The following is a 20,331-nucleotide window of genomic DNA, read 5'->3' as shown; positions in this document are numbered from 1 at the left end:
CTACCTCCTGTTCCTGGTGTGCACGGTCATCGGCAGCCCGCCGCGCACCCGGAGCGACAGCATCGCCTCGGGAACCACGTCGTAGCCCGGGAGCTTTCTGAGTTCGAGATCGCGCAGGACCATCGTCAGCACGAAAACGGCCTCCATCACGCCGAGGCTGTTGCCGATGCAGAACCGCGGCCCGGCGCCGAACGGGATGTAGGCGTAGCGGGGCCGCCCGCTCGGCCGGTCCGGATCGAACCGGTCCGGGTCGAACTTCTCCGGCTCCGGCCAGAACGCCGGATGCCGGTGCAGGGTGAAGGGCACGACGACGACGTCGGATCCGGCGGGGATGTGATAGCCGCCGATCTCGTCGTCGGCCTGCGCCACCCGCGGCAGCAGCCACACCGGCGGGTACAGGCGCATGACCTCTTCGACGACCCTCGCCGTGTACGGCAACCGGTGCAGGTCCTCGTGCGTCGGCGACTGGTCGCCCAGCACCGCGTCGGCCTCGGCACGCAGTTTCGCCGCGATCTCCGGGTGCTCGTCGAGCAGATGGAACGCCCAGCCCAGCGTGCTCGCCGTCGTCTCGTGCCCGGCCAGCAGCAGCGTGATCAGCTCGTCCCGCATCTGCTCGCGGGTCCCGTCGGTGGCGATGAGGCGTGAAAGCACGTCCTCGCCGTTCTCGACCGGGTTGGCCAGCCGCTGCTCGACGAGCTCTTCGGCGATGCGGCGGAGGTCGGCCCGCGATTCCCGGAACCGCAGCTGTTTCTTCAGCGGCGCCCATTGCGGGACCATGCTCAGTGTCACCGCTTCGAACATCGCCTGGTCCTGCACGGCCTCGAACGAGTGCCCCAGCGAGGTGAACCCGCCGAGATCCGCGTCGAGCAAGGTCTTGCCGAGCACCCCGAGGGTCAGCCCGGTCATCTCGTGCAGGATCTCCACCGGTCCTTCGGTGTCCCGCAAGCGTTTCACGAGTCCTTCGACCTCGTTCGCGACGACCGAGGCCTGCCGCGCGATCCGCTTGGGCTGGAACACCGGCTGGATGGTCCGGCGCTGCTTCTTCCAGACGTCGCCGTCGCTGGTGAGCAACCCGTCGCCGAGCGCCCGCCTGGCCTCCTGGAGGCCGATTCCCTTGTGATAGTTGGCCGCGTTGTCCGCGAGCACGTGTTTCGCCAGGTCGGGGTGGTTCACCAGGTACATCGTCTTGGGACCGATCGCGATCCGGACGACGTCCCCGTGTGCCTCCGCCGAGTCCGACATGAGCGCCAGCCGGTCGGTGAAGAGCTTCTTCAGCAGACCGAAGGTCGCTCGGCGCGGCGGGCCGGGCGGCACGAGACGCGCCGCCCGGCTGCTTTCCGCACCGGGGGTCATGCCGCCACGGCCCCGGTTTCCGTCTCCGGCTTCTCGGCCGGCTTGGGCAGGGACGTGACCTCGGCCGCCTTCGCCTGCTCGGCCTCCCACTTCTCGGTGGCCTTCTTGGAGAAGTGCAGGCCCCACAGGAACATCCCGCGGATGAGGCAGACCAGCGCGGTGGCGAGGAACAGGCCGTAGGACACGTGCACGACCATGAAGAACCCGTACGCCAGCGCCACACCCGAACCGAACAGGATCTGCGACGCGGGCTTGGACGGGGTCGTCCCCGGGTCGGTGACCATGTAGTTCGTGTAGAGCACGAACGCCACACCGGTCATCATCCCGAGCGCGCCCGGGATCGCGGTGTCGAACACCAGACCACGGATGATCGCCTGCAGCGCGAAGGTGATCAGCCAGGCGCCGATGAGCCACATGCGCTGGGTCAGCAGCGCGTTGAGCACGGTGCCCGAGATCATGATGATGCCGACGATCAGCCAGCCGACCCACGAGTCGACCTGCTCGGTGAAGTGATACGGCGGCGCGATGCTCGCCCAGGGGAACACCAGCAGGATGATCGTGATGCCGAAGTTCGACGGGTTCATGTAGTGGCGGAGCCTGCCACGCACCGGAGCCTGCAGGACCCATTTGGCCCCGACGGCGACCACGACGCCGAACATCATGACCAGCACCTGGTCGTTGACGTAGGTGAGCATGTTCAGCGCGAGACCGGTGATATGCGCGGGGAAGAGGAATTCCACCAGTCCCTTGAAACCGTTGCCCCGGAAGCGGACGTCGCGTCCCTGGACGCGGGCCCCGATGATCTCCAGCAGGATTTCCGTGGTGTACGCCGTGGCCAGCGCGATGAACGGATAGGTGTAGGGCTGCTCGAAACCGAGCACGGTGTAGCCGATGATGTTGAAGATCGTGATCGAGATCGCGAACCGGCGAAGGGCCGTGATCGTCTTGTTGCTCTTCGGTGCCGTGAGTGTCTGCTCAGCCATGACGGTCATTTCTCCTTAGCCTGAGCGCCGAGCTGGAACGTGTGGTCGCCCGGGGTCAGCTGGACTTCCTGCGTGCGGATCTGCCCGCTCAGGTCCCGCCACTGCAGGCAGACCTTCACCGGCCCGGTGACCTTGCCCAGCCCGATCTGGATCTCGTGGCTGCGCTTGCCGGAGTGGCCGCTGCCGCCGTCGACGCGGCCCATGTACTTCTTGCCGTCGGGGGTGACGACGGTGACCTGCGCGCCGATCGCCGCGGTCCCCGCCGCCTTGAGCGGGCCGTCCGCCGAAGCCTTGTCGTGCACCAGCTTCAGGTTCAGGTACGACCCGGTGTCGGGGCTGACGTTGTGGTAGAAGATCGGCTGCTCCCACTGGCGGGCCACGGCGAAGTCGAGCTTGCCGTCGCCGTCGGCGTCACCGGTGGCGATACCGCGGGTGGGCACCGGGACCGCGAGACCGAGGCGCGGGGCCAGGTCGGTGTAGCGGCCGTCGGAGCTCTTGGCCCAGAAGTGCAGGGTGTGGTCGCCACCGACGTCGTCACCGGCGACCATGTTCGGCCAGAAGTACGGGTGCTTCAGCAGTTCGTCGTTCGACGTCGCCAGTTCCTGCAGCTGCGGCCAGCGGTTGACGTCGCCCTTGACGAAGCCGGTCGCTTGAGTGATCACCGATTCACCGCTGTTGTTGTAGTCGGCGATCTTGACGTCCCAGCCCCAGCCGGACCAGGCGGTGCCCGCCTGTGCGCTGCGGTCCACCCACGGCGCCTCGCCGCCCTGCAGACGGCCACGCAGATCCGCGGTGTCCTTGGCGGTGTTCATGAACTGGAAGTGGCTTTCCTCGATACCCCACGACGTCGTGATGTTGCTGACGTACAGGTCGTAGAGACCGTCGTGGTCGAGGTCGGCGAAGTCGACGCCCATACCCTTGAAGGAGTCGTTGCCGATCACCTTGGACTTCGGCTCGTTGGGCCCGCGAATGCCCTTCACCTCGGCGAATTCGACGTGACCGGGGCGGGACTTGTTGTACAGCAGCCGGTCGTGGCCGAAGTCGTTGCCGATGTAGAGCTCCGGCAGGTTGTCCCCGTCGACGTCGGTGGCGCTGGCCGCCAGCGACCAGCCACCCTGCGAGTCGGCCGGGATCGCCTTGTCGTCGCAGACGAACGTGGCCGTCGGCTTGGCGCCCTGGGTGGCGCCGGTGAACCGGAAGATGTACTTGCCGCCGGCGTTGTCGGCGTGCGACATCGACTTGTTCATCTCGACCCCGCCGGAGACGCGGTCGTCCAGTACCGCGCTGTCGGGGAAGTAGTTGCCGATGAAGATGTCCTGATGGCCGTCGCCGTCGAAGTCACCGACCGAGGCGGCGTTCGTGTTCCACAATGGACCGGCGTACTCACCGTTCTTGGAGTTGTTGCCCGGCACCAGTTCCACCGGCTCGTAGGCCTTCGGCTCCAGCTTCGTGGCGCCAGGCTTCGCGAGGAACAGGATCGGCGTGCGGCCCCAGTAATAGGCCAGCAGGTCGACCCGGCCGTCCTCGTTGTAGTCCGCGGGAACGCAGCCCATGGGCGCGATGTACTTGCCCATCGGCAGCGGCGCCGCGTCGAGCGCGAACGGCGCGTAGCGGTCCCCGCCCTTGCCCGGCGTCGGGGTGATCACCAGCTGGTCGCTGCGCGGGTCCACGAAGCACAGGTCGTTCGCGAGCTTGTCGCCGTCGAGGTCGTTGACCGCGATCGCCGCGCCGACCGAGGAGATCCAGGCGCGGATGTGCTCGTACTCCTTGTTCACCGTCCGGATCGACTGGCTCTTCGCCGCTTCCGGCAAGGCGATCGTCAACGGCTCGAACGCGTACTTCGAAGCCATGGTGTCGGCTTCGGCGGTCGAGACGGTGGGCAGCTGCGCCACCACGAACAGTCCCGCCATCAGCACCAGCGCCACGATGCCCGCAAGCTGCTTGCGGAGCCAGCCCAAGGTCGCGGTCATTTCCCTGCACCTCCAGAAAGAATCGCTTCGGCGATGCGCTGTCGCCAGGTTTCGAATGCCGGGAGTTCGCCGTCGACCACGGTCGCCGGGCGCACCTCCTGGGTGATGGCCGCGGCCCGCTCGGCCGGCAGCCCGCAGATCGCCTGAGTGGCGACGTCGGTCTCGGGGATCAGCAGCCCGGCGCGGACGCGGGCTTCGGCGGCGAAAGCGCTGCCCTGGGCGAGGTTCCCGCGGTGCTCGCCGGCGAATTCGGCCAGTTTCAGCAGTTCGTCACCGGTGACACCGCACGCGTAGGTCGAGGCGAGCCCGATACCGGCGTAGAGGTCTCCGTGCCGATGCTCGGGGAATCGCGCGACCGTGTCGGCGACCAGGTCGACGTCGGTACCGCAGATGAACCACAGCGCCCGCCCGATGCCCTGGTCGATCGCCCGCAGCGCGTAGCCGCCGTTTCCGGGCGGCCACGAGAAGTCCGGGTCCTGGAACCGTCCGTCGACGTACTTCGCCGTCTTGAAGTAGGCCTGGTGGAAGCCGTAGCCGTCGAGCACCAGCCAGCGCAGCAACGGGTCGAAGTCCTCGGCGGACGGCCAGCGGAAGCGCGGCAAGCGCGCCATCGCCCAGCCGACGCCGACGTAGATGATGTAGTCGTGCTTTTCGCCGGGGCCGTCGAGGAATTCCTCGATGTGACGGCGGCCGCCGCCCGGCAGCCCGTCCAGCATTCCGTACCCCATTCCCGCGCCCTCGTAGGCGAAGCCGCGGTATTTCACCGGAATGCGTTCGAGCCATTCTTCCGCCTGATCAACGGACCGTGCTTCGACCGCGTGCGCGTAGCCGAGCAGGAACTTCTCACCGACGGTCTCCAGCAATTCCTGAGCGGCCGGGCTCTTCTTGTGGAAACCGCGCTTGTCCAGTGACGTCTCGGAGACGTCCGGCGTGATCATGCGACGTCTGATCGTGCGCCAACCATTGCCCAACGCACTCTCCCCCTAACGGGTGGATTCGAATTCCGGATTTCCTCAAGGCTCACATGCGTGGTATCGACGCGACCACTCCACGGTTGCGCCCGCGGTTCTCCCGGTTTGCGAAATCGGGAGACCGCGGGAATAACCTCGCCTCAGGCCACCGCGCGGAGGTACTCGGAGGCGGGCATGGTCATCCGGTTCCCGGCCGAGCTCGGACCGCCGGCGAGGGTGATCGCCATCGGCGCGTCGGTCGGGCGCGGGGCGCGCATGGGCATCCGCAGGTGAACCCGGCCGTACCGGGTCATGTCGACGCGGCCCGGCAGCGTGCCCATGGAGAACGTGGAGGCCGCGGTCCCGGCGGCGTGCTCGGCCACCCCGATGACGGTCCAGCGCCCCTCAGGGACGTTCTGGATCTCGATGTCCGCGGACAGGACGTTCGCCCTGCCGCCGAAGGCGACGGGACCGCACTGCGGGATCGACTCGGCGAACAGTCCGATGAGGACACTCGCCGGGCCCGCCCCGCGCGGGGTCTCGACCCGCACGCTGAGCGTGCCGGTGCCGCTGCGCATGGTGGCGCTGCCCATTCCGGCGCTGTGCAACGCTTCCAGGGTCGGGAGGCGCTGGAAATGCGGGGCCAGCGCGACGAGCAGTTCGCCGACCTCGGGGTCGCGGTACTGGGTCGGGGTCATCCCGACCGCACGGGTGAAGCGGCTGGTGAACGTGCCGACACTGCTGTAGCCGACACTGCACACGATGTCCGACACCGTCAGCGATGTCGTCAGCAGCAGTCGTTTCGCTTCGAAGAGCCGGATCGCGGTGAGGTACCGGCCGGGGGTGACCCCGGTCGCCTTGGTGAAGATCCGCGAGAAGTGGAACGGGCTGACGAAGACTTCCGATGCCAGGTCGCCCAAGGTGATCGGGTCGAAGTACCTCGCGTGCATCGATGAGATGGCCTGCAGCACCGCAGGTTGCAAGGGGGGCGCCGGCTCGGGGGGCCGACCGGGTTCGGTGACGCCTTTCTCGTTCGCCGCCATGGCGACTGTTCGTAGCTGCATCAGACCAACCTCGGATTCGCTGTCGCTTTTCCTCTGTACGCCAGCAAACGCGGTGCCGATTTCGGTGTGCTCGACGAGCGATCGAGATCCGCAAGGCCGAACTCACGTGATCCAGGACGTGACACGCGTGATTGGGCGCGGAACTCGCGTGATCAGACGGCGATCATCGAGTTTCGCGCCCAATCACGCGAGTCACGTCTCCAATCACGCGAGTCGCGTGCGGGTGCACGAGGGTCAGACGAGGAGGTCGAGGACGCATTCGCCGACGCTGACCTCGGCGGGCCAGTCGAGCTTGAGCGCGCGGTCGACGCGGTCGCCGGCGTCCACCGGGACGGCGTGCGCGGCCAGCCCCATGGCGCGGGCGACGAGGTACAGCGTCTGTTGCAGCGCACCGACGTGCGCCAGCGTGGTGGCGTACGCGCCGCCACCGAGGACGGACGCCATCCGCGGCATCCGCGCGGTCACGGTGATCAACGCCGACGGCCGTCGATGGTTGCCGCCGCCGATCATCGCCATGTCGAGCATCGCGTCGAGGTCGGCCTCGTCGGCGTTGACGAGGCCGAGCCGATGCTCCAGCGGGTCGTAGTGGTAGATCCCGCGGTCCAGCCCCGAGCACCGGTTGACCGAGACGTACAACTCGAGTTCGTACAGGCAGGCGACACTGAAATACGGCCGCTGCGAAGCACTGTGGGCGGGCCCGTTCGGCAGGTGCGCGGGCCCGATCGACCGGATTCGCGCGCCGCGGAACAGGAATTCGCCGATCTGCTCGGCGGTCAGCACGCCCTCGGTGAATTCGGGGCAGGTGTGATCGTGCTCCAGCAACGCCGTCAGTGTCGGATCGGTCTCCGCGCGGTCGGCCAGATCGGGCCGGTACAGCGCATGGACCGGCCCGTCGCCGGTGGAAGCCTTGACCACCGGCGGTTTCCCGAGGCCGGGCAGGTCCGCCGGGCCGCCGGGCCGCCAAGTGCGGCTGGTGGTGTGGAACGAGAGTTCGTCCGGGGACCACAGACCCAGTTCGGGATCGTCGTCCTCGGCGAACCGGCCGTGTTCCCCGGCCACCTGCACGACACCCGCGGCGACCAGATACGACACGATCGCGCCGACCACCGAGGCGTCGATCCCGGTGGTGGACACGATGTCCCCGACCGATTTCGCCGTCGCCAGTGTCGCCGCGACGTGCACCGCCCACGGCTGGGACAGCACGACGCGGTAGCGCGCGGACGGCGACTCAAGCCCCATCCCGTCGGCGTCGGACCGCAGGGAACTGAAGCGGGACAACCGGATCGGGCGCGTGGGCGGGATCTCCACCGGCGCGAACACCGGGGCGAGCACGACCGGGATCACCGACAGCAGCGGTCCCCTGCCGTCGGCTAGCCCCAGCGAGCGCACCACGGAACCGCCGAGTTCCTTGAGCGCCTGCCGCAGCGCGTCGGCGCCTTCGGCCGTCCAGCTCAGCTCGCCTTCGAGATCGGGCTCGCGCTCGACGGGCTCCCACGAAGACGTCACGTTCGCCAGCGAGACCGGCCCCAAGGCCATCCGCCGCAACGATTCCAGCACCAGCGGTTCCGCGTTGACGAACTCGTACTCCCCCCAGCGGGTGACGACCACCAGCGAGCCGTCCTCACCGATCTCGACGAGGCTGTCGTCGGTGAGCGACCACAAGGGGATCGTTTCGGCCATGCCGCCGGGGGGATCTGTCGTCAACGGTCGCTCCAGCTTGATCTACAAGAACATGGGGAAGGGGTTCAGCCGGTCGTAAGGGGTCGGCTCGGCGAGCCTGCCCAGCCGCACCGGCACGTCGAACAGGCGTCCGGGGGCGAAGCGGCTCCAGAACGGGCGCAGCCCCGGAACGACCACCCGGACCACCGGGAGGTCGATGTCGGGTCTGGTCTGGTCGAGCACGAGCGTCTCCATTCCCAGCGCGGAAAGCTTCCGTACCAAGCACTCCACGTCGTCACGGACATCGGGCCGCCGGACGAACTTGAAGTCCGCGGCACGTTTCGCCGACCGCCCCGGTGCCGGCAGCAGATACGGCTGGTTCCCGACGGTCGCGTACTTGAGCCACGCCGACGCGTCGGGATCGTCGAGTTCGACGTCGTTCGCGAGCACCGCGGGGATCATCTGGTTGAGCTCGCTGACCGCCCGCCGCAACGCCGTCCTGGGATCCAGGTGGGCGCCGAAGCCCATCATGACGTTCTCTCGCGGCCCGGCGATACTCCTGGACAGCGCGACCATCACCGGCACACCGAGGTCCGCGGTCAGGTCGAGCACCCACAGTTCCCGGCCGGCCCGCGCGTACTGGCCGACCATCTCCTCGGCCCACGGGTCGTCGAACGACGCGATGTCGACGCCGGGCACGGGAAGCCGGTTGTACCACCACATCGCGACGGCGTCGCGTTCGACGAGTTCGAGCAGGCCCTGCAGGATCGCGTCCTCGACGCTGCTTCCGGCCGCGCAGCCGTTGGAGTCCGCGCGCATCCCGGTGAGCCCGCACTCCGGCGGCACCCCGTAGTAGAGGTACGCCGTCGGCATCAGCTTCCGCCGCTGCTGCGAGAGCGACCACAGCGGTGTCCAGTCGACGGCCGCCTCGGTGTCGAACCGGTCGGGGACGTGCTGGAAGTTCGCGTGCCTGGCGTTCCACTCGACGCGCGTTTCATACTGGCGCTCGTCGAAGAGCATGCACGAGTTCGGGTGGACGGCGTCGTCGCCGAGTGCGCGGAAGGTGTCGTGGATCCGCAGTTCGTCGCCCTGGTAGTTCGCCGAGAACCGTTCGATCGCCTCGCACAGCGCGCCGACCTCGGCGTCGATCGGGCTCGCGCCCTTGCCGCCGTTGTCCCCGCGCAACCCGGCCTGCAGCCCCGCCTCACCGCGCACCCGGCGCGCGACGTTCAGCCCGGAGCGGTACGCGTTCACGAACGCGGGCGCCCTCGGGTCGCGGGCGATCTCCTTGACGATGCCGGTGACCGGGCTGACCAGGTGGCCGTAGCGGTCGAGCACCTCGACCGGGGTGAGCGTCCGGTGCCCGCCACCGCCCGACGTCGCCTTCTTGGCCTCCCGCAGCACGACCGGTTCGGCCGTCCGTGTCGCGACGATGCTTTCGTCACCGCATTCGGGGCACTGCGGGCGACGCCGCAGTTCGTGCAGCCGCCCCTGCAGGTCGAGGGTGTCGAGGATCCACACGGCCTGCTGCCCCGGATAGCGGTGCCCCGCCAGCCATTTGGACGCTTCGAGGGAGATCAGCTGCGACGCGGCCGCGGTCAGCGGCGGCACGGCGGGCATCGGGAACGACGCGGGACCGTCGTGCCCGAGTACCTCCTGCACACAGGCCTCGGCGTGCCGGTGTCCCCACAACCGGTTCGTCAGGCAGTGCCAGCAACCGGACCGGCCGGGCTGCATGATCGGGCCGATCCACACCTGCGAACCCGACGGCCGGGCCAGCAGCCAGGGCCGTCCGGTGCGCCGGTGCTCGGCGTCGATCTCGGCCAGCCTCGGGTCGAGGTAGTCGTCGCACAGCACGATGGCCAGTTCGGAAGCCGTCTCGACCACTTCGATGCCGCTCGCGGCCAGCGCGTTCGCCACCTGCGAGGTGTCGACGCCGCGGCCGATCGCGGTCAGGCTCGCCGTCGCCGGCTTCGGACGGCAGGCCACCGCGGACGCGTCGAGACCGCACGCGTCCCAGTACGCGAGCGCGCGCTCGTCCCCGCTGAACTCGTCCGGGACGTGGACGGTGACCAGACCGGCCTCGACCAGCCGGGCCACCACACCGGTGACCTGTTCGGGGTTCATCCCCTCCGGGCAGGCGGACAGGAGCCCGTCGAGGTCACGGGTGCCGTCGAGCAGGGCGGCCACCGACGCGACCTGCGCGCCGCGGATCGCGATCACCCCCTGTTCGGAGAACAGGTAGGCACCGTTGCCCTCACTGATCTCCGCACGCAGATGCCGTTTGAATCCCAGTCCGCCGAACGAGGTGGGCGTGGACGATGCCTCGCGCATGATGACCCCCAGTAGGTCGGTTCGATTCTCGAATCTTGCTGCGCGGGGCCAGGTAGCGGCCAGTGTGCGATTCATGCGTCGGACGTGAAAAACCCATGTCCTTCCGGGAGACACGCATGCGGGCCCTGGTGGACGGCTCACTGGCCCGGTGACCGGCCGCTCTGTCACTGTCGAAGGCACGACGCGTATCGAGCTGGAGGGCGCTTGCGATGTACACCGGATCACGAGTAGCGGACAAGCACCACGGCTCGGCACCCAACCCGATTCCGGCCTCGCCCGCAAGCCCCGTCCGTTTCAGCCTCCTGGGCCCGCTCGAACTCGTGCGGGACGGGATCGACTACGCGCCGACGACGCCGAAGCTGCTGCAGGTGCTCGCCATGCTGGTCATGAGCCCGGGGAAGATCGTGCACATCGACACGATCGTGCAGGAACTGTGGGCCAACGACCCGCCGCGCAGCGTCCGCACCACCATGCACACCTACGTCTACCAGCTGCGCAAGTGCATCGACGAGAACGAACTGGCCCCGTACGGCGAGACCATGCTGGCGACGAAACCGCCGGGATACGTGTTCCGGATCGCGCCGGAGCAGGTCGACGTCTTCGAGTTCCAGGAGCTGCAGCACAAAGGCCGCGAGCTCCATCTGCGCGGCGAGCACACCGAAGCGGCGAAGGCCTTCCGGTCGGCACTCGACCTGTGGTCCGGGCCGCCGCTCGCGAACGTCCACTGTGGACCGGTGTTGTCGGCGTACGCGATCGACCTCGTCGAGCAGCGGCGCAGCACGCTGCACCTGCGGATCGAGGCGGACATCGCGGCCGGGATGCGGCACGAGCTGATCGGCGAACTGCGTTCCCTGGTCACCGCGAACCCGCTCGACGAGGCGCTGCACGGGCAGCTGATCCGCGTGCTCGGCCGCAGCGGGCGGCGCTCCGACGCGCTCGCCACGTACCGTCAGGTGCGGGCGAGGCTCAACCACGAACTGGGCGTGGAACCCTGTGACGAACTGCAGGTCCTGCACCACGACCTGCTTTCCGAAGGTGAACCCGCGTGAACCCCGCTCCCGCCACGGAAACGAAAGTGAGGATCGACGGATGAGCAGTCGTACCTATGGACAGTTCTGCGGTCTGGCCCGCGCGCTGGAGATCATCGGCGAACGCTGGTCGCTGCTGATCGTCCGTGACCTCGTCCTCGGCCCGAAGCGGTTCACCGAACTGCAGGCGGGTCTGCCCAAGATCCCGGCGAGCACGCTGTCCGCGCGGCTCAACGAACTCGAGCAGTCCGGTGTGCTCCGCCGCCGTCTGCTCCCCCAGCTCGACGCCGCGGTGGTCTACGAGCTCACCGAGTACGGCAGCGAACTCGACCAGATCGTGCTGGACCTCGGGCTCTGGGGCGCGCGTTCGCTCGGGCGGCCGGCGGCCGAGGACGTCTTCACCCTGGATTCGGCGATCCTGTCGCTGTACACGACCTTCCGGAGTGAAAAGGCCAAGGGCGTCCAGGTCACCTACGAGCTGCGGTACCCGGGCGACATGGTCGTGCACGCGATCGTCGAGGACGGCGCGCTCAAGGTCGCGGAGGGCGCACACCCCGGCGCCGACGCGGTCATCGAACCGCTGGGCCCGTTCATCAAGGATCTGCTGAGCGGGGATCTCACCGCCGCCGACGCGACGCGGACCGGGAAGATCCGCATCGAGGGCGCCTTCGAATATCTGGAACTGTTCACGGACCTGTTCCATATTCCCGCCGCTCCGAAAATGCCGGACGGAATCGTCGTCCGCTGAGCCATCCGGCGTACTACCGCAGGTCGGATCAGGCAATCCGGAGTAACGGAAATCCTCGAAGCGCGGGATATCGTCGACATCCGTCACCGGTCGGTCTTTCGCCACAAGGAGCCCCTTCATGGCCGCACTCGATTCGCCTCGCCCGGGTCTGCTCGCCTCGCTCAACGGGAAATACCACCGCGCGGCGCTCCTCACCTTCGCGGTGGTCGTCGTGGCCCACTGGGCGGAACACCTCGTGCAGGCGTTCCAGATCTACGCGCTCGGCTGGAAGACCCCGGACGCCCGCGGCGTGCTCGGGATCCCGTTCCCCAAGCTGATCAGCTCCGAATGGCTGCACTACGGCTACGCCATCGTCATGCTGATCTTCCTGTTCGCCCTGCGCAAGGGTTTCGCCGACCGCTCGCGGCAGTGGTGGAACCTCGCGCTCGGCCTGCAGTTCTGGCACCACATCGAGCATCTGCTCCTGCTGATCCAGGCGCAGACCGGCTGGCGGCTCGGCGGCGGCACCGCGCCGAGCAGCATCATCCAGCTGTTCATCCCGCGCGTGGAACTGCACCTGTTCTACAACACGGTCGTCACCATCCCGATGATCATCGCGATGCTCGTGCACCGGAAGGCACCCGCCGCCGAGCGGGAGCTGACCGGCTGCACGTGCTCGCCCGTCAGCCGGCGTGAGCTGGCGACCGCGGCATCGTGACCGGGAGACTCTTCGCGCTCCTGGCCCTCGTGGCGGCGTGGTTCGGGGTCGCGGTACTCGCCGCGGCCCCGGCCTCGGCCCATGTCGAACTCCTCTCCTCGAATCCCGCCGACGGCGCCCGGCTCACCTCGGCGCCGGCGCGGGTCTCGGTCACCCTGTCGGAGAACATCGGCATCCAGCCGAACTCGATCAAGGTCGTCGACCAACAGGGCACCGACGTGGTGTCCGGCCCGGTGTTCCAACCCGGCGAAGTCGCCGAAGAGGTCGCCGTCGCACTCGAACCCGACCTTCCCGACGGCAGCTATCTCGTCGAGTACGCCTTCGTCTCGACCGACTCGCATCCGGTGCGCGGCACGATCGCCTTCGTGATCGGCACCGGTCCCCTGATCACGTCGGCGGGCGCGGTGTCCGCCTCCACCGGGACCGACCCGGTGACCGACGCACTGTTCACCACCTTCCGCTGGGGGTCCTTCGGCGGGGTCGCGCTGCTCGGCGGGCTCGTGTTCCTGCTGGTCTGCCGTCCGGGCGGCCGGACCGACCCGGCGGCACGGAAGCTGATCACCGCGGGCCTGTGGCTCTCGGGTGTCACGGCCGTGGCCGGGTTCCTGCTGCAAGGCCCGTACGTCGCGGGCCGCGGCGTCGGCGCGATCTTCGACGGGGCGCTGATCGAGGCGACCTTGCGGGTGGCGTACGGGAAGCTCCTGCTGCTGCGCCTGGCCGCGATCATCGCGCTCGCCGTCATCGTGCGGCGGCTGCTGGCGGGCGACCTGCCGGACCGGCTGCGGTCGCGCCACGAGAACCTCGGCATCGCGGCCGGGTTCATCGTGATGCTGAGCTTCTCCGCGACCGGGCACGCGGTGGCCGACAAGATCATGTTCCTCTCGGTCAGCGCCGACCTGGCGCATTTCGGTGCGATGGCCGTCTGGGTGGGCGGGCTGATCCAGCTGGCCGTGCTCCTGCGCGGCAAGTACTCGGCGTCGGAGGCCGAGCCCGCGCTGGCGCGGTTCCATCCGATCGCCACCCGGTCGATCGTGATCATGGTGGTCAGCGGCGCCTACCTGGGCTTCCGGCTCGTCCCGTCGGTGGAGGCGCTCTGGACGTCGGCCTACGGCATCGTCTTCGTGCTGAAGCTGACCGGGTTCGCCGCGCTGCTGCTGGTGGCGAACCTGAGCCGCACGGCGGTGCGCCGCGGGATCTCCGGCCGGGGCGGCACCGGCGTGGTGACCGCCGACCTGCGGAAACTGCGGGTCAGCGTCGGCGTCGAGGTGCTGATCGTGGCCGTGGTGCTCGCGCTGGCCGCGGCGTTGTCGTCGATGTCCCCGACCGGCTGATCACCGCTCGATCTCCGCTTCCGGCGGGGTGAACGGTCCCCAGGTGAAGGCGCGGAGCCACGGCTCGGGATCGCCCAGCCAGTCCATGGCGGCGATCTGGGCCGGGCTCCGGCGACCGGCGAGCGTCCGGTACAGGTCCGCGGGCGCGCCCGAGAGCACCGCCGCGACCGGCTCGGTGCCCGCGATCCAGGTCGCGCCCTCGGTCTCGAGCCGCATCCCCGGCAGTCCGTGCCTGCCCAGCGAGGCGCCGAGCCCGCTGACGAGCACTTCGAATCCCCGCAGCCAGGCCGCGTGCGCTTCGGGCGGCGGAGCGCCGAGCGCGTACCGGATGTCGAGTTCGTGGGTGAAGGCGTCCATCACCATGATGTCGCCACGGCTCTTCCCGCCACCGTCGGCGGCGAGGAGGGTGTCGGCCTCGGGACCGCGTTCGAGCCAGAGTTTCAGCAATTCGACGGCCGACGCGGATTCCGGGATCGGGCAGGCCTCGCCACCGAACCGGGTGATCACCCGATCGCAGATCTCGGTCAGATGCGCGATCAGGTCGCGCACGGTCCACTGTGGACAGGCCGGGACGGCCCGCTCGCCCGCCCCCGCGTGATCGGCGACCAAGATCGCGATGTTCTCCCTGACCTGCCGATATCCTTCGGCCGCTGTCGCCGTATTCCAGCCAGGGACCCGAATTCGGCTGCTCGTCACGCGGCCACCTCCCGTCGGATATGCGATGGCCGTCCATTCTCCCACCGCCGGGAGACTTCACCCTTCTTCCCGCTTGCGGCGGACCGTTCACCGCAAAGACCACCCACCCGTGGCGCGTGTCGTCGCGGCTTCAGGCACACTGGTCGTTGAAAGCCCCGTGTGGCAAAGAAAAGCGCCCAACGGTGACACATCGACCACTGTGGAGGTGACCAATGGAGATGCCCGGCTTCGATCTGGCGTGGCGTGGTTTCCATCGCGCCCAGGTCCGGGAATTCGTCCGCGAGGTGGAAGCCGAACTACGACGAGTGGAAGCCGAACGCGACGAAGCGATCCGCCGTGGGCAGGCTCTCGCCGGCGAGCTCGCCGCCACACAAGAGGAAAATCGCGAACTGAAAGCCAGCGTCGACCGGATCAGCCGCGTGCCGATCGCACCGGACGCGTTGCAGGAACGCTCGCGCCGGATGCTCGAACTCACGCGCGAGGAAGCCGACGACATCACCGCGCGCGCCGCCGAAGAGGCCGCCAAGGCCGAGGCGGAACGAAAGCGGATCGCCGAAGACTTCGAGCGCGCCATGACGCTGCGCCGCGCGGAGGCGATGCGCGCGCTCGCCGCACGGGACGAAGCCGCGCAGGCGAAGGCGCGGAAACTGCTCGACGACGCCGCCGAAGAGGGCGAGCGCCTGGTCGCCGAGGCGCGGCAGAAGGCCGATGTGGCCCTCCGCCTGCGCGACGACGTGCTGAAACAGCTGGTCGGCTGCCGCGAACTACTCACCGAAGCCGGCGTGGTGCTGGCCGTACCGGACTCACCGAAACCGGAAGTGCCCGTTCAGCGCCGGAGCAGGCCCGAAGCCCGCACCGGCACCGAAGCGGCCGCCACCTAAGCGGGGTCACCCGAAGAAAAGACCACCGGCCGGATCTCCATCGCGTTGATGTGCGCGTCCGGGATCTGGCCCGCGATCTCGATCGCCCGCTCCTTGCTGTCGCATTCGACCAGGTAGAAGCCGGCCAGGTACTCCTTCGACTCCGCGAACGGGCCGTCGGTGACCACCGGGACGCCGTCACGCACCCGGACCACCGTACTGTCCTTCGGCTCCGCCAGCGCCTGCGTCCCGAGCAGTTCGCCGCTCTCGGTGAGCTTCTTCATGAAAGGGTCGATACGGGCGACCACCTCGTTGCGCTCCTCTTCGGGGAGGGCGTCCCAGGCGGTGGGGTTCATCGTGATCATGATCATGTACTTCATCGGTGTTCCTCCTGGTCGTGCGGCCGGCGCCCGGCCACTCACGCAGGAGTCGGAGCGGCCGGATCGTTCTCGACATCCTGACACCCACTTTTTTCCGCTCTCCGGCCGCATACGTGGGGAGGGTATAGTGGGAAGACGACAGGGAACGACGAGAGAACGGGTGCGGGAATGACGGGCTACGGCACCGAGCGGGAGGCCTACCTCAAGCGCCTGCGCCGGATCGAGGGGCAGATCCGCGGTTTGCAGCGGATGGTGGAAGAGGACAAGTACTGCATCGACATCCTGACCCAGGTGTCCGCGGCCACGAAGGCGCTGCAGTCGTTCTCCCTCGAACTGCTGGACGAGCACCTCGCCACCTGCGTGGTCCACGCGGCCGCCGCGGGCGGCGAAGAGGCCGACCTCAAGGTCCGGGAGGCGTCCGACGCCATCGCCCGGCTGGTCCGGTCCTGAAGCGTCGCAACCGCAGGCTGTTGGTGACGACGAAAACCGACGAGAACGCCATCGCGGCCCCGGCGATCATGGGGTTGAGCAGGCCGAGCGCGGCCAGCGGCAGGGCGGCGACGTTGTAGGCGAACGCCCAGAACAGATTGCCCTTGATCGTGCCGAGCGTGCGGCGCGCGAGCCGGATGGCGTCCACGGCCGCGCGCAGGTCGCCGCGCACCAGGGTGAGGTCGCCCGCTTCGATCGCGGCGTCGGTCCCGGTCCCCATCGAGAGGCCGAGGTCGGCCTGCGCGAGCGCGGCCGCGTCGTTGACGCCGTCGCCGACCATGGCGACCACGTTGCCTCGCGCTTGAAGGCGCTTGACGACGTCGACCTTCTCGGCGGGCAGCACCTCCGCGACGACCTCGTCGATCCCGACTTCGGCGGCGACGGCCTCCGCGGAACCGGCGTTGTCCCCGGTCAGCAGCACCGGCCGGAGGCCGAGCGCCTTCAAACCGGCCACGGCCTCGGCGGAAGTCGGCTTGACCGTGTCGGCGACGACGACCACACCGCGTGCCTCGCCGTCCCAGGCGACGACGACCGCGGTCGCGCCGCGTTCCTCGGCGATCTTCTTGGCCTGGGTGAACTCGTCGCCGACGGCGATGCCGTGCCGGTCGAGGAGAGCGGACCGCCCGGCCAGGACGGTCTTGCCCTCGACCTCGCCGACGACACCCAGGCCCTCGACGTTGCGGAACCCGCCGACCGGCGGCAGCTCACCCAGCCGCTCCTCGGCGGCCGCGACGATCGCGCGGGCGATCGGATGCTCGGAGCCGTGCTCGACCGCCCCGGCCAGGCGCAGGACCTCGGTCTCGTCGTCGCCGAATAGGTCGGTGAGGCTCATCTTCCCGGCGGTCACCGTGCCGGTCTTGTCCAGCACGACGGTGTCGACGGCGCGAGTGGACTCGAGCACCTCCGGGCCCTTGATGAGGATGCCCAGCTGCGCGCCGCGGCCGGTGCCGACCAGCAGCGCCGTCGGCGTGGCCAGGCCGAGCGCGCACGGACAGGCGATGATCAGGACCGCGACGGCGGCGGTGAAGGCGGCGTCGGCTCCGCTGCCCGCGCCGAGCCAGAAGCCGAGCGTGCCGACCGCGAGGGCGATCACCACCGGGACGAACACCGCCGACACCCGGTCGGCCAGGCGCTGGACCCGCGCCTTGCCGTTCTGCGCGTCTTCGACCAGCCGCGCCATCTGCGCGAGCTGCGTGTCGGCGCCGATCCGGGTGGCGCGGACGACGAGCCTGCCGCTCGCGTTGAGCGTCCCGCCGACGACGGCGTCCCCGGCCACCACCTCGACCGGGACGGCTTCCCCCGTCAGCATGCTCAGGTCGACGGCCGATCCACCGTCGGTCACCACGCCGTCGGTGGCGATCTTCTCCCCCGGCCGCACGACGAACTCGTCGCCCGTTTTCAGCTCGCCGATCGGGACGCGGCTCTCGATGCCGTCCTTCAGGAGCGCGACGTCCTTCGCACCGAGTTCGAGCAGCGCACGCAGCGCGGCGCCGGAGCGGCGCTTGGACCGGGCCTCGAAGTAGCGGCCCGCGAGGAGGAACGTGGTCACCCCGGCGGCGACCTCGAGATAGACGTTGCCCGCGCCGTGCCCGCGCTCCATGGTCAGCTCGAAGCCGTGTCGCATGCCGGGTGTCCCGGCGGTGCCGAACAGCAGCGCGTACAACGACCAGAGCGTGGCGGCGACGACGCCTAGTGAGATCAGGGTGTCCATGGTGGCGGCGCCATGGCGGAGGTTCGTCCAGGCCGGGCGGTGGAACGGCCACGCACCCCAGGTGACGACCGGTGCGGCCAAGGCCAGCGAGACCCACTGCCAGTAGGGGAACTGCCAGGCCGGGACCATCGCCAGCACGATCACCGGCAGGGCGAGGACAGCGGAGACCACGAGACGGGTTCGCAGGGAGCCGGTCTGGTCCTCGTCCTCGTCGGGTGTGGGCGGTTGGGCCGTGTAGCCGGCGGACTCGACGACGCCGACGAGGTCTTCGACCGAGACCGCGGCGGGGAAGTCGACCTGTGCCTTCTCGGTGGCGTAATTGACCGTGGCGGAGACGCCGTCGACCTTGTTCAGTTTGCGTTCGACCCGCGCGGCACAGGACGCGCAGGTCATCCCGCCGATGGCCAGTTCGACCCGCTGGGATGTCACGGCGCGCCTCCCGGGTGGTGCCTATGGTGCTCGCTGGTCGGTGCCGGCCGGGGCGGCGGCTCCTCGTCCAGCGGCCCGACGGCGGAGCCGATCGCCCAGGCGACGGCGAACACCGCGACCAGAGCCGCGGCGAACGCCGACACCTTGACGACGGTGCTCACGAGACGAGCTGGTAACCGGCCTCGCTGACGGCCGCGTCGACGGCTTGGACGTCCAGCGGGGCGTCGCTGGTGACGGTGACCTTGCCGCTGGCGACGTCCACGTTCACGGCGCTGACGCCCGCGATCTCGCTGACCTCTTCGGTGACAGAGGCGGCGCAGTGCCCGCAGGACATGCCCTTGACGATGTAGGTGGTTTCGGCCATCGGTGCGAACTCCTCTACAGGACAGGTGGAGCGATCACTTCCTTTATACCCCGTGGGGGTAGGGGTGTGCACAGAGGGTGCGGGGACACTGCGGAAATGAGGAAGATCTCCGCCATCGGCATCGGCGCCGGCGACCCGGACCACCTGACCGTCCAGGCCATCCGGCGGCTCAACGAGACCGATGTGTTCTTCGTGCTCGACAAGGGCGCGGAAAAGCAGGACCTGGTGGCTCTGCGCCAGGAGATCCTCGACCGCTTCGTCGAGCAGCCCGGCTACCGCGTCGTTCGGGCACCGGACCCCGAACGCGACCGTACTCCTGATGACTACCGGAAGGCCGTCGCCGACTGGCACCGGCTCCGCACCGACGTCTACGAGACCATGATCGCTTCCCTGGGTCCCGACGAGCGGGGTGCGTTCCTCGTCTGGGGCGACCCGGCGCTCTACGACTCGACCCTGGCCCTGCTGGACGCGGTGCTCGACCGCGGGAACGTCGAGTTCGAGTACGACGTCATCCCCGGCGTGAGCAGCGTGGCCGCGCTGACGTCACGGCACCGGACCACGATGAACCAGATCGGCCGTCCGGTCCTGGTCACCACCGGCCGCCGCCTCGAGGCCGGCTGGCCCGAGGACGTGGACGACGTCTTCGTCATGCTGGACGCGGGGTGCACGTTCTCGCGGTTCGTCGATACCGGCCTGGAGATCTACTGGGGCGCGTACCTCGGCACCCCCGACGAGCTCCTGCTCTCCGGCCCGTTGACCGCGGCCCTCGCCGAGGAGATCCGCACCGTCCGCGCCTCCGCCCGCTCCCGCAAGGGCTGGATCATGGACATCTACCACCTACGCCGCCCCGCCCCCTCCCGCATTTAGTCCTCTCAATGCGGCCGCCACGGGCCGGGCCCCGTCTCGCATTTAGTCCTCTAAATGCGCCGGGCTCTCCCCACCTCCACGTGCCTCATCCCGTCACTCGCGTGATCGAGGCCGTGACTCACGTGATTGAAGGCGGATCTCGCGTGTTTGGGGAGGGATCTCGCGTGATCAGACGGACGACACGCGTGATCAGGTGGACGACACGGCGCCCGGTTGTGTCGTCCGTGGGATCACGCGTGTTCCGCCTTCAATCACGGGTGATCGGTGTCTGATCACGGGTGTGGCGGGTTTCGGGTATGAAAAAAGGGCTTGGGCCCCGGGAGAACTCGTGGTTCTCGACCGGGGCCCAAGCCCTCTTTTAATGTTAGTCCGGCGGTGTCCTACTCTCCCACAACCCTTCGGTTGCAGTACCATCGGC

The 20,331-nt window shown here is 68.9% G+C and carries 19 protein-coding genes; 7 read left to right on the top strand and 12 right to left on the bottom strand.

All coding sequences use genetic code 11. The features are described 5' to 3' along the window. The 7 genes from AMK34_RS19780 to AMK34_RS19750 all read right to left on the bottom strand — a co-directional run bounded on the left by AMK34_RS19780 (window position 1) and on the right by AMK34_RS19750 (window position 10,313). Window positions 1-1,353: a cytochrome P450 gene (locus tag AMK34_RS19780; protein WP_038517477.1), complete on the bottom strand. Its 1,353-nt coding sequence runs from the start codon at window positions 1,351-1,353 to the stop codon at window positions 1-3. Next, window positions 1,350-2,345, bottom strand: coding sequence for an enediyne biosynthesis protein (locus AMK34_RS19775; RefSeq protein ID WP_198941706.1), 996 nt, complete (start codon window positions 2,343-2,345; stop codon window positions 1,350-1,352). Before AMK34_RS19775 ends, AMK34_RS19780 begins: the two co-directional genes overlap by 4 nt. Further along, complete coding sequence (locus tag AMK34_RS19770) at window positions 2,342-4,306, bottom strand: CRTAC1 family protein (protein ID WP_073846380.1); 1,965 nt, start codon at window positions 4,304-4,306, stop codon at window positions 2,342-2,344. Before AMK34_RS19770 ends, AMK34_RS19775 begins: the two co-directional genes overlap by 4 nt. Further along, a complete protein-coding gene (locus AMK34_RS19765; protein WP_274534444.1) occupies window positions 4,303-5,256 on the bottom strand; it encodes a DUF1702 family protein in 954 nt (317 codons plus the stop codon). The genes AMK34_RS19770 and AMK34_RS19765 overlap by 4 nt, the downstream gene beginning before the upstream one ends. Window positions 5,257-5,417: 161 nt before the next feature. Next, entirely contained in the window at window positions 5,418-6,299 is an 882-nt protein-coding gene (locus AMK34_RS19760) for a helix-turn-helix transcriptional regulator (protein ID WP_038517485.1), read from the bottom strand. Between the two features lie 255 nt (window positions 6,300-6,554). After that, window positions 6,555-8,000: a SagB family peptide dehydrogenase gene (locus tag AMK34_RS19755; protein ID WP_073846378.1), complete on the bottom strand. Its 1,446-nt coding sequence runs from the start codon at window positions 7,998-8,000 to the stop codon at window positions 6,555-6,557. Window positions 8,001-8,042: 42 nt separating this feature from the next. Then, window positions 8,043-10,313: a TOMM precursor leader peptide-binding protein gene (locus AMK34_RS19750; protein ID WP_073846377.1), complete on the bottom strand. Its 2,271-nt coding sequence runs from the start codon at window positions 10,311-10,313 to the stop codon at window positions 8,043-8,045. Between the two features lie 209 nt (window positions 10,314-10,522). Between AMK34_RS19750 and AMK34_RS19745 the strand changes: the two genes are divergently transcribed. The 4 genes from AMK34_RS19745 (at window position 10,523) to AMK34_RS19730 (ending at window position 14,117) form a co-directional block, all read left to right on the top strand. Beyond that, window positions 10,523-11,362: an AfsR/SARP family transcriptional regulator gene (locus tag AMK34_RS19745; protein WP_174492052.1), complete on the top strand. Its 840-nt coding sequence runs from the start codon at window positions 10,523-10,525 to the stop codon at window positions 11,360-11,362. A 40-nt stretch (window positions 11,363-11,402) separates the two neighbouring features. After that, entirely contained in the window at window positions 11,403-12,089 is a 687-nt protein-coding gene (locus AMK34_RS19740) for a winged helix-turn-helix transcriptional regulator (RefSeq protein WP_038517493.1), read from the top strand. A gap of 118 nt (window positions 12,090-12,207) precedes the next feature. Beyond that, window positions 12,208-12,786, top strand: coding sequence for a hypothetical protein (locus AMK34_RS19735; protein WP_073846376.1), 579 nt, complete (start codon window positions 12,208-12,210; stop codon window positions 12,784-12,786). Then, window positions 12,783-14,117 (top strand): copper resistance CopC/CopD family protein, encoded by a 1,335-nt coding sequence (locus tag AMK34_RS19730; RefSeq protein ID WP_073846375.1) that lies wholly within the window; start codon window positions 12,783-12,785, stop codon window positions 14,115-14,117. Before AMK34_RS19735 ends, AMK34_RS19730 begins: the two co-directional genes overlap by 4 nt. Here the strand turns inward: AMK34_RS19730 and AMK34_RS19725 are convergent, their stop codons facing one another. After that, window positions 14,118-14,813, bottom strand: coding sequence for a maleylpyruvate isomerase family mycothiol-dependent enzyme (locus tag AMK34_RS19725; protein WP_051972639.1), 696 nt, complete (start codon window positions 14,811-14,813; stop codon window positions 14,118-14,120). Between the two features lie 212 nt (window positions 14,814-15,025). Here AMK34_RS19725 and AMK34_RS19720 point away from each other — a divergent pair, with 212 nt between their 5' ends. After that, window positions 15,026-15,694: a M protein gene (locus AMK34_RS19720; protein ID WP_073846374.1), complete on the top strand. Its 669-nt coding sequence runs from the start codon at window positions 15,026-15,028 to the stop codon at window positions 15,692-15,694. Here the strand turns inward: AMK34_RS19720 and AMK34_RS19715 are convergent. After that, a complete protein-coding gene (locus tag AMK34_RS19715) occupies window positions 15,691-16,053 on the bottom strand; it encodes a YciI family protein (RefSeq protein WP_073846373.1) in 363 nt (120 codons plus the stop codon). The two genes, AMK34_RS19720 and AMK34_RS19715, sit on opposite strands and share 4 nt — an antisense overlap. 168 nt (window positions 16,054-16,221) lie before the next feature. On the opposite strand from AMK34_RS19715, the gene AMK34_RS19710 reads away from it, so the two are divergent. Continuing rightward, the gene (locus AMK34_RS19710; RefSeq protein ID WP_007034631.1) at window positions 16,222-16,503 is read left to right on the top strand and encodes a metal-sensitive transcriptional regulator; all 282 of its coding nucleotides are present in this window, start codon (window positions 16,222-16,224) and stop codon (window positions 16,501-16,503) included. Here the strand turns inward: AMK34_RS19710 and AMK34_RS19705 are convergent. From AMK34_RS19705 to AMK34_RS19700, 3 genes are read right to left on the bottom strand one after another with little or no spacing between them, the layout of a single operon-like run. Continuing rightward, window positions 16,454-18,682 (bottom strand): heavy metal translocating P-type ATPase, encoded by a 2,229-nt coding sequence (locus tag AMK34_RS19705; RefSeq protein WP_274534436.1) that lies wholly within the window; start codon window positions 18,680-18,682, stop codon window positions 16,454-16,456. The genes AMK34_RS19710 and AMK34_RS19705 overlap by 50 nt on opposite strands. Then, window positions 18,679-18,843: a hypothetical protein gene (locus AMK34_RS43200; protein ID WP_198941705.1), complete on the bottom strand. Its 165-nt coding sequence runs from the start codon at window positions 18,841-18,843 to the stop codon at window positions 18,679-18,681. Before AMK34_RS43200 ends, AMK34_RS19705 begins: the two co-directional genes overlap by 4 nt. Then, window positions 18,840-19,046, bottom strand: a complete 207-nt coding sequence (locus AMK34_RS19700; RefSeq protein ID WP_038517508.1) for a heavy-metal-associated domain-containing protein — start codon at window positions 19,044-19,046, stop codon at window positions 18,840-18,842. Before AMK34_RS19700 ends, AMK34_RS43200 begins: the two co-directional genes overlap by 4 nt. A 96-nt stretch (window positions 19,047-19,142) precedes the next feature. On the opposite strand from AMK34_RS19700, the gene cobF reads away from it, so the two are divergent. Beyond that, window positions 19,143-19,913, top strand: coding sequence for a precorrin-6A synthase (deacetylating) (gene cobF / locus AMK34_RS19695; RefSeq protein WP_073846372.1), 771 nt, complete (start codon window positions 19,143-19,145; stop codon window positions 19,911-19,913). Window positions 19,914-20,331 lie beyond the last annotated feature (418 nt).

It is taken from the genome of Amycolatopsis sp. CB00013 (assembly GCF_001905755.1).
In the GTDB taxonomy this organism is placed as follows: domain Bacteria; phylum Actinomycetota; class Actinomycetes; order Mycobacteriales; family Pseudonocardiaceae; genus Amycolatopsis; species Amycolatopsis japonica.
Note: the sequence above shows the minus strand (reverse complement) of the source record. Positions and strands in the feature narration are given on the sequence as shown.

What these genes read in the sequence shown, in the direction of transcription:
- AMK34_RS19780 (WP_038517477.1), bottom strand. Translation starts at nt 1,353, where the DNA reads ATGACCCCCGGTGCGGAAAGCAGCCGGGCGGCGCGTCTCGTGCCGCCC.
- AMK34_RS19775 (WP_198941706.1), bottom strand. Translation starts at nt 2,345, where the DNA reads ATGACCGTCATGGCTGAGCAGACACTCACGGCACCGAAGAGCAACAAG.
- AMK34_RS19770 (WP_073846380.1), bottom strand. Translation starts at nt 4,306, where the DNA reads ATGACCGCGACCTTGGGCTGGCTCCGCAAGCAGCTTGCGGGCATCGTG.
- AMK34_RS19760 (WP_038517485.1), bottom strand. Translation starts at nt 6,299, where the DNA reads ATGGCGGCGAACGAGAAAGGCGTCACCGAACCCGGTCGGCCCCCCGAG.
- AMK34_RS19755 (WP_073846378.1), bottom strand. Translation starts at nt 8,000, where the DNA reads ATGGCCGAAACGATCCCCTTGTGGTCGCTCACCGACGACAGCCTCGTC.
- AMK34_RS19750 (WP_073846377.1), bottom strand. Translation starts at nt 10,313, where the DNA reads ATGCGCGAGGCATCGTCCACGCCCACCTCGTTCGGCGGACTGGGATTC.
- AMK34_RS19745 (WP_174492052.1), top strand. Translation starts at nt 10,523, where the DNA reads ATGTACACCGGATCACGAGTAGCGGACAAGCACCACGGCTCGGCACCC.
- AMK34_RS19740 (WP_038517493.1), top strand. Translation starts at nt 11,403, where the DNA reads ATGAGCAGTCGTACCTATGGACAGTTCTGCGGTCTGGCCCGCGCGCTG.
- AMK34_RS19735 (WP_073846376.1), top strand. Translation starts at nt 12,208, where the DNA reads ATGGCCGCACTCGATTCGCCTCGCCCGGGTCTGCTCGCCTCGCTCAAC.
- AMK34_RS19720 (WP_073846374.1), top strand. Translation starts at nt 15,026, where the DNA reads ATGGAGATGCCCGGCTTCGATCTGGCGTGGCGTGGTTTCCATCGCGCC.
- AMK34_RS19715 (WP_073846373.1), bottom strand. Translation starts at nt 16,053, where the DNA reads ATGAAGTACATGATCATGATCACGATGAACCCCACCGCCTGGGACGCC.
- AMK34_RS19710 (WP_007034631.1), top strand. Translation starts at nt 16,222, where the DNA reads ATGACGGGCTACGGCACCGAGCGGGAGGCCTACCTCAAGCGCCTGCGC.
- AMK34_RS19700 (WP_038517508.1), bottom strand. Translation starts at nt 19,046, where the DNA reads ATGGCCGAAACCACCTACATCGTCAAGGGCATGTCCTGCGGGCACTGC.
- cobF (WP_073846372.1), top strand. Translation starts at nt 19,143, where the DNA reads ATGAGGAAGATCTCCGCCATCGGCATCGGCGCCGGCGACCCGGACCAC.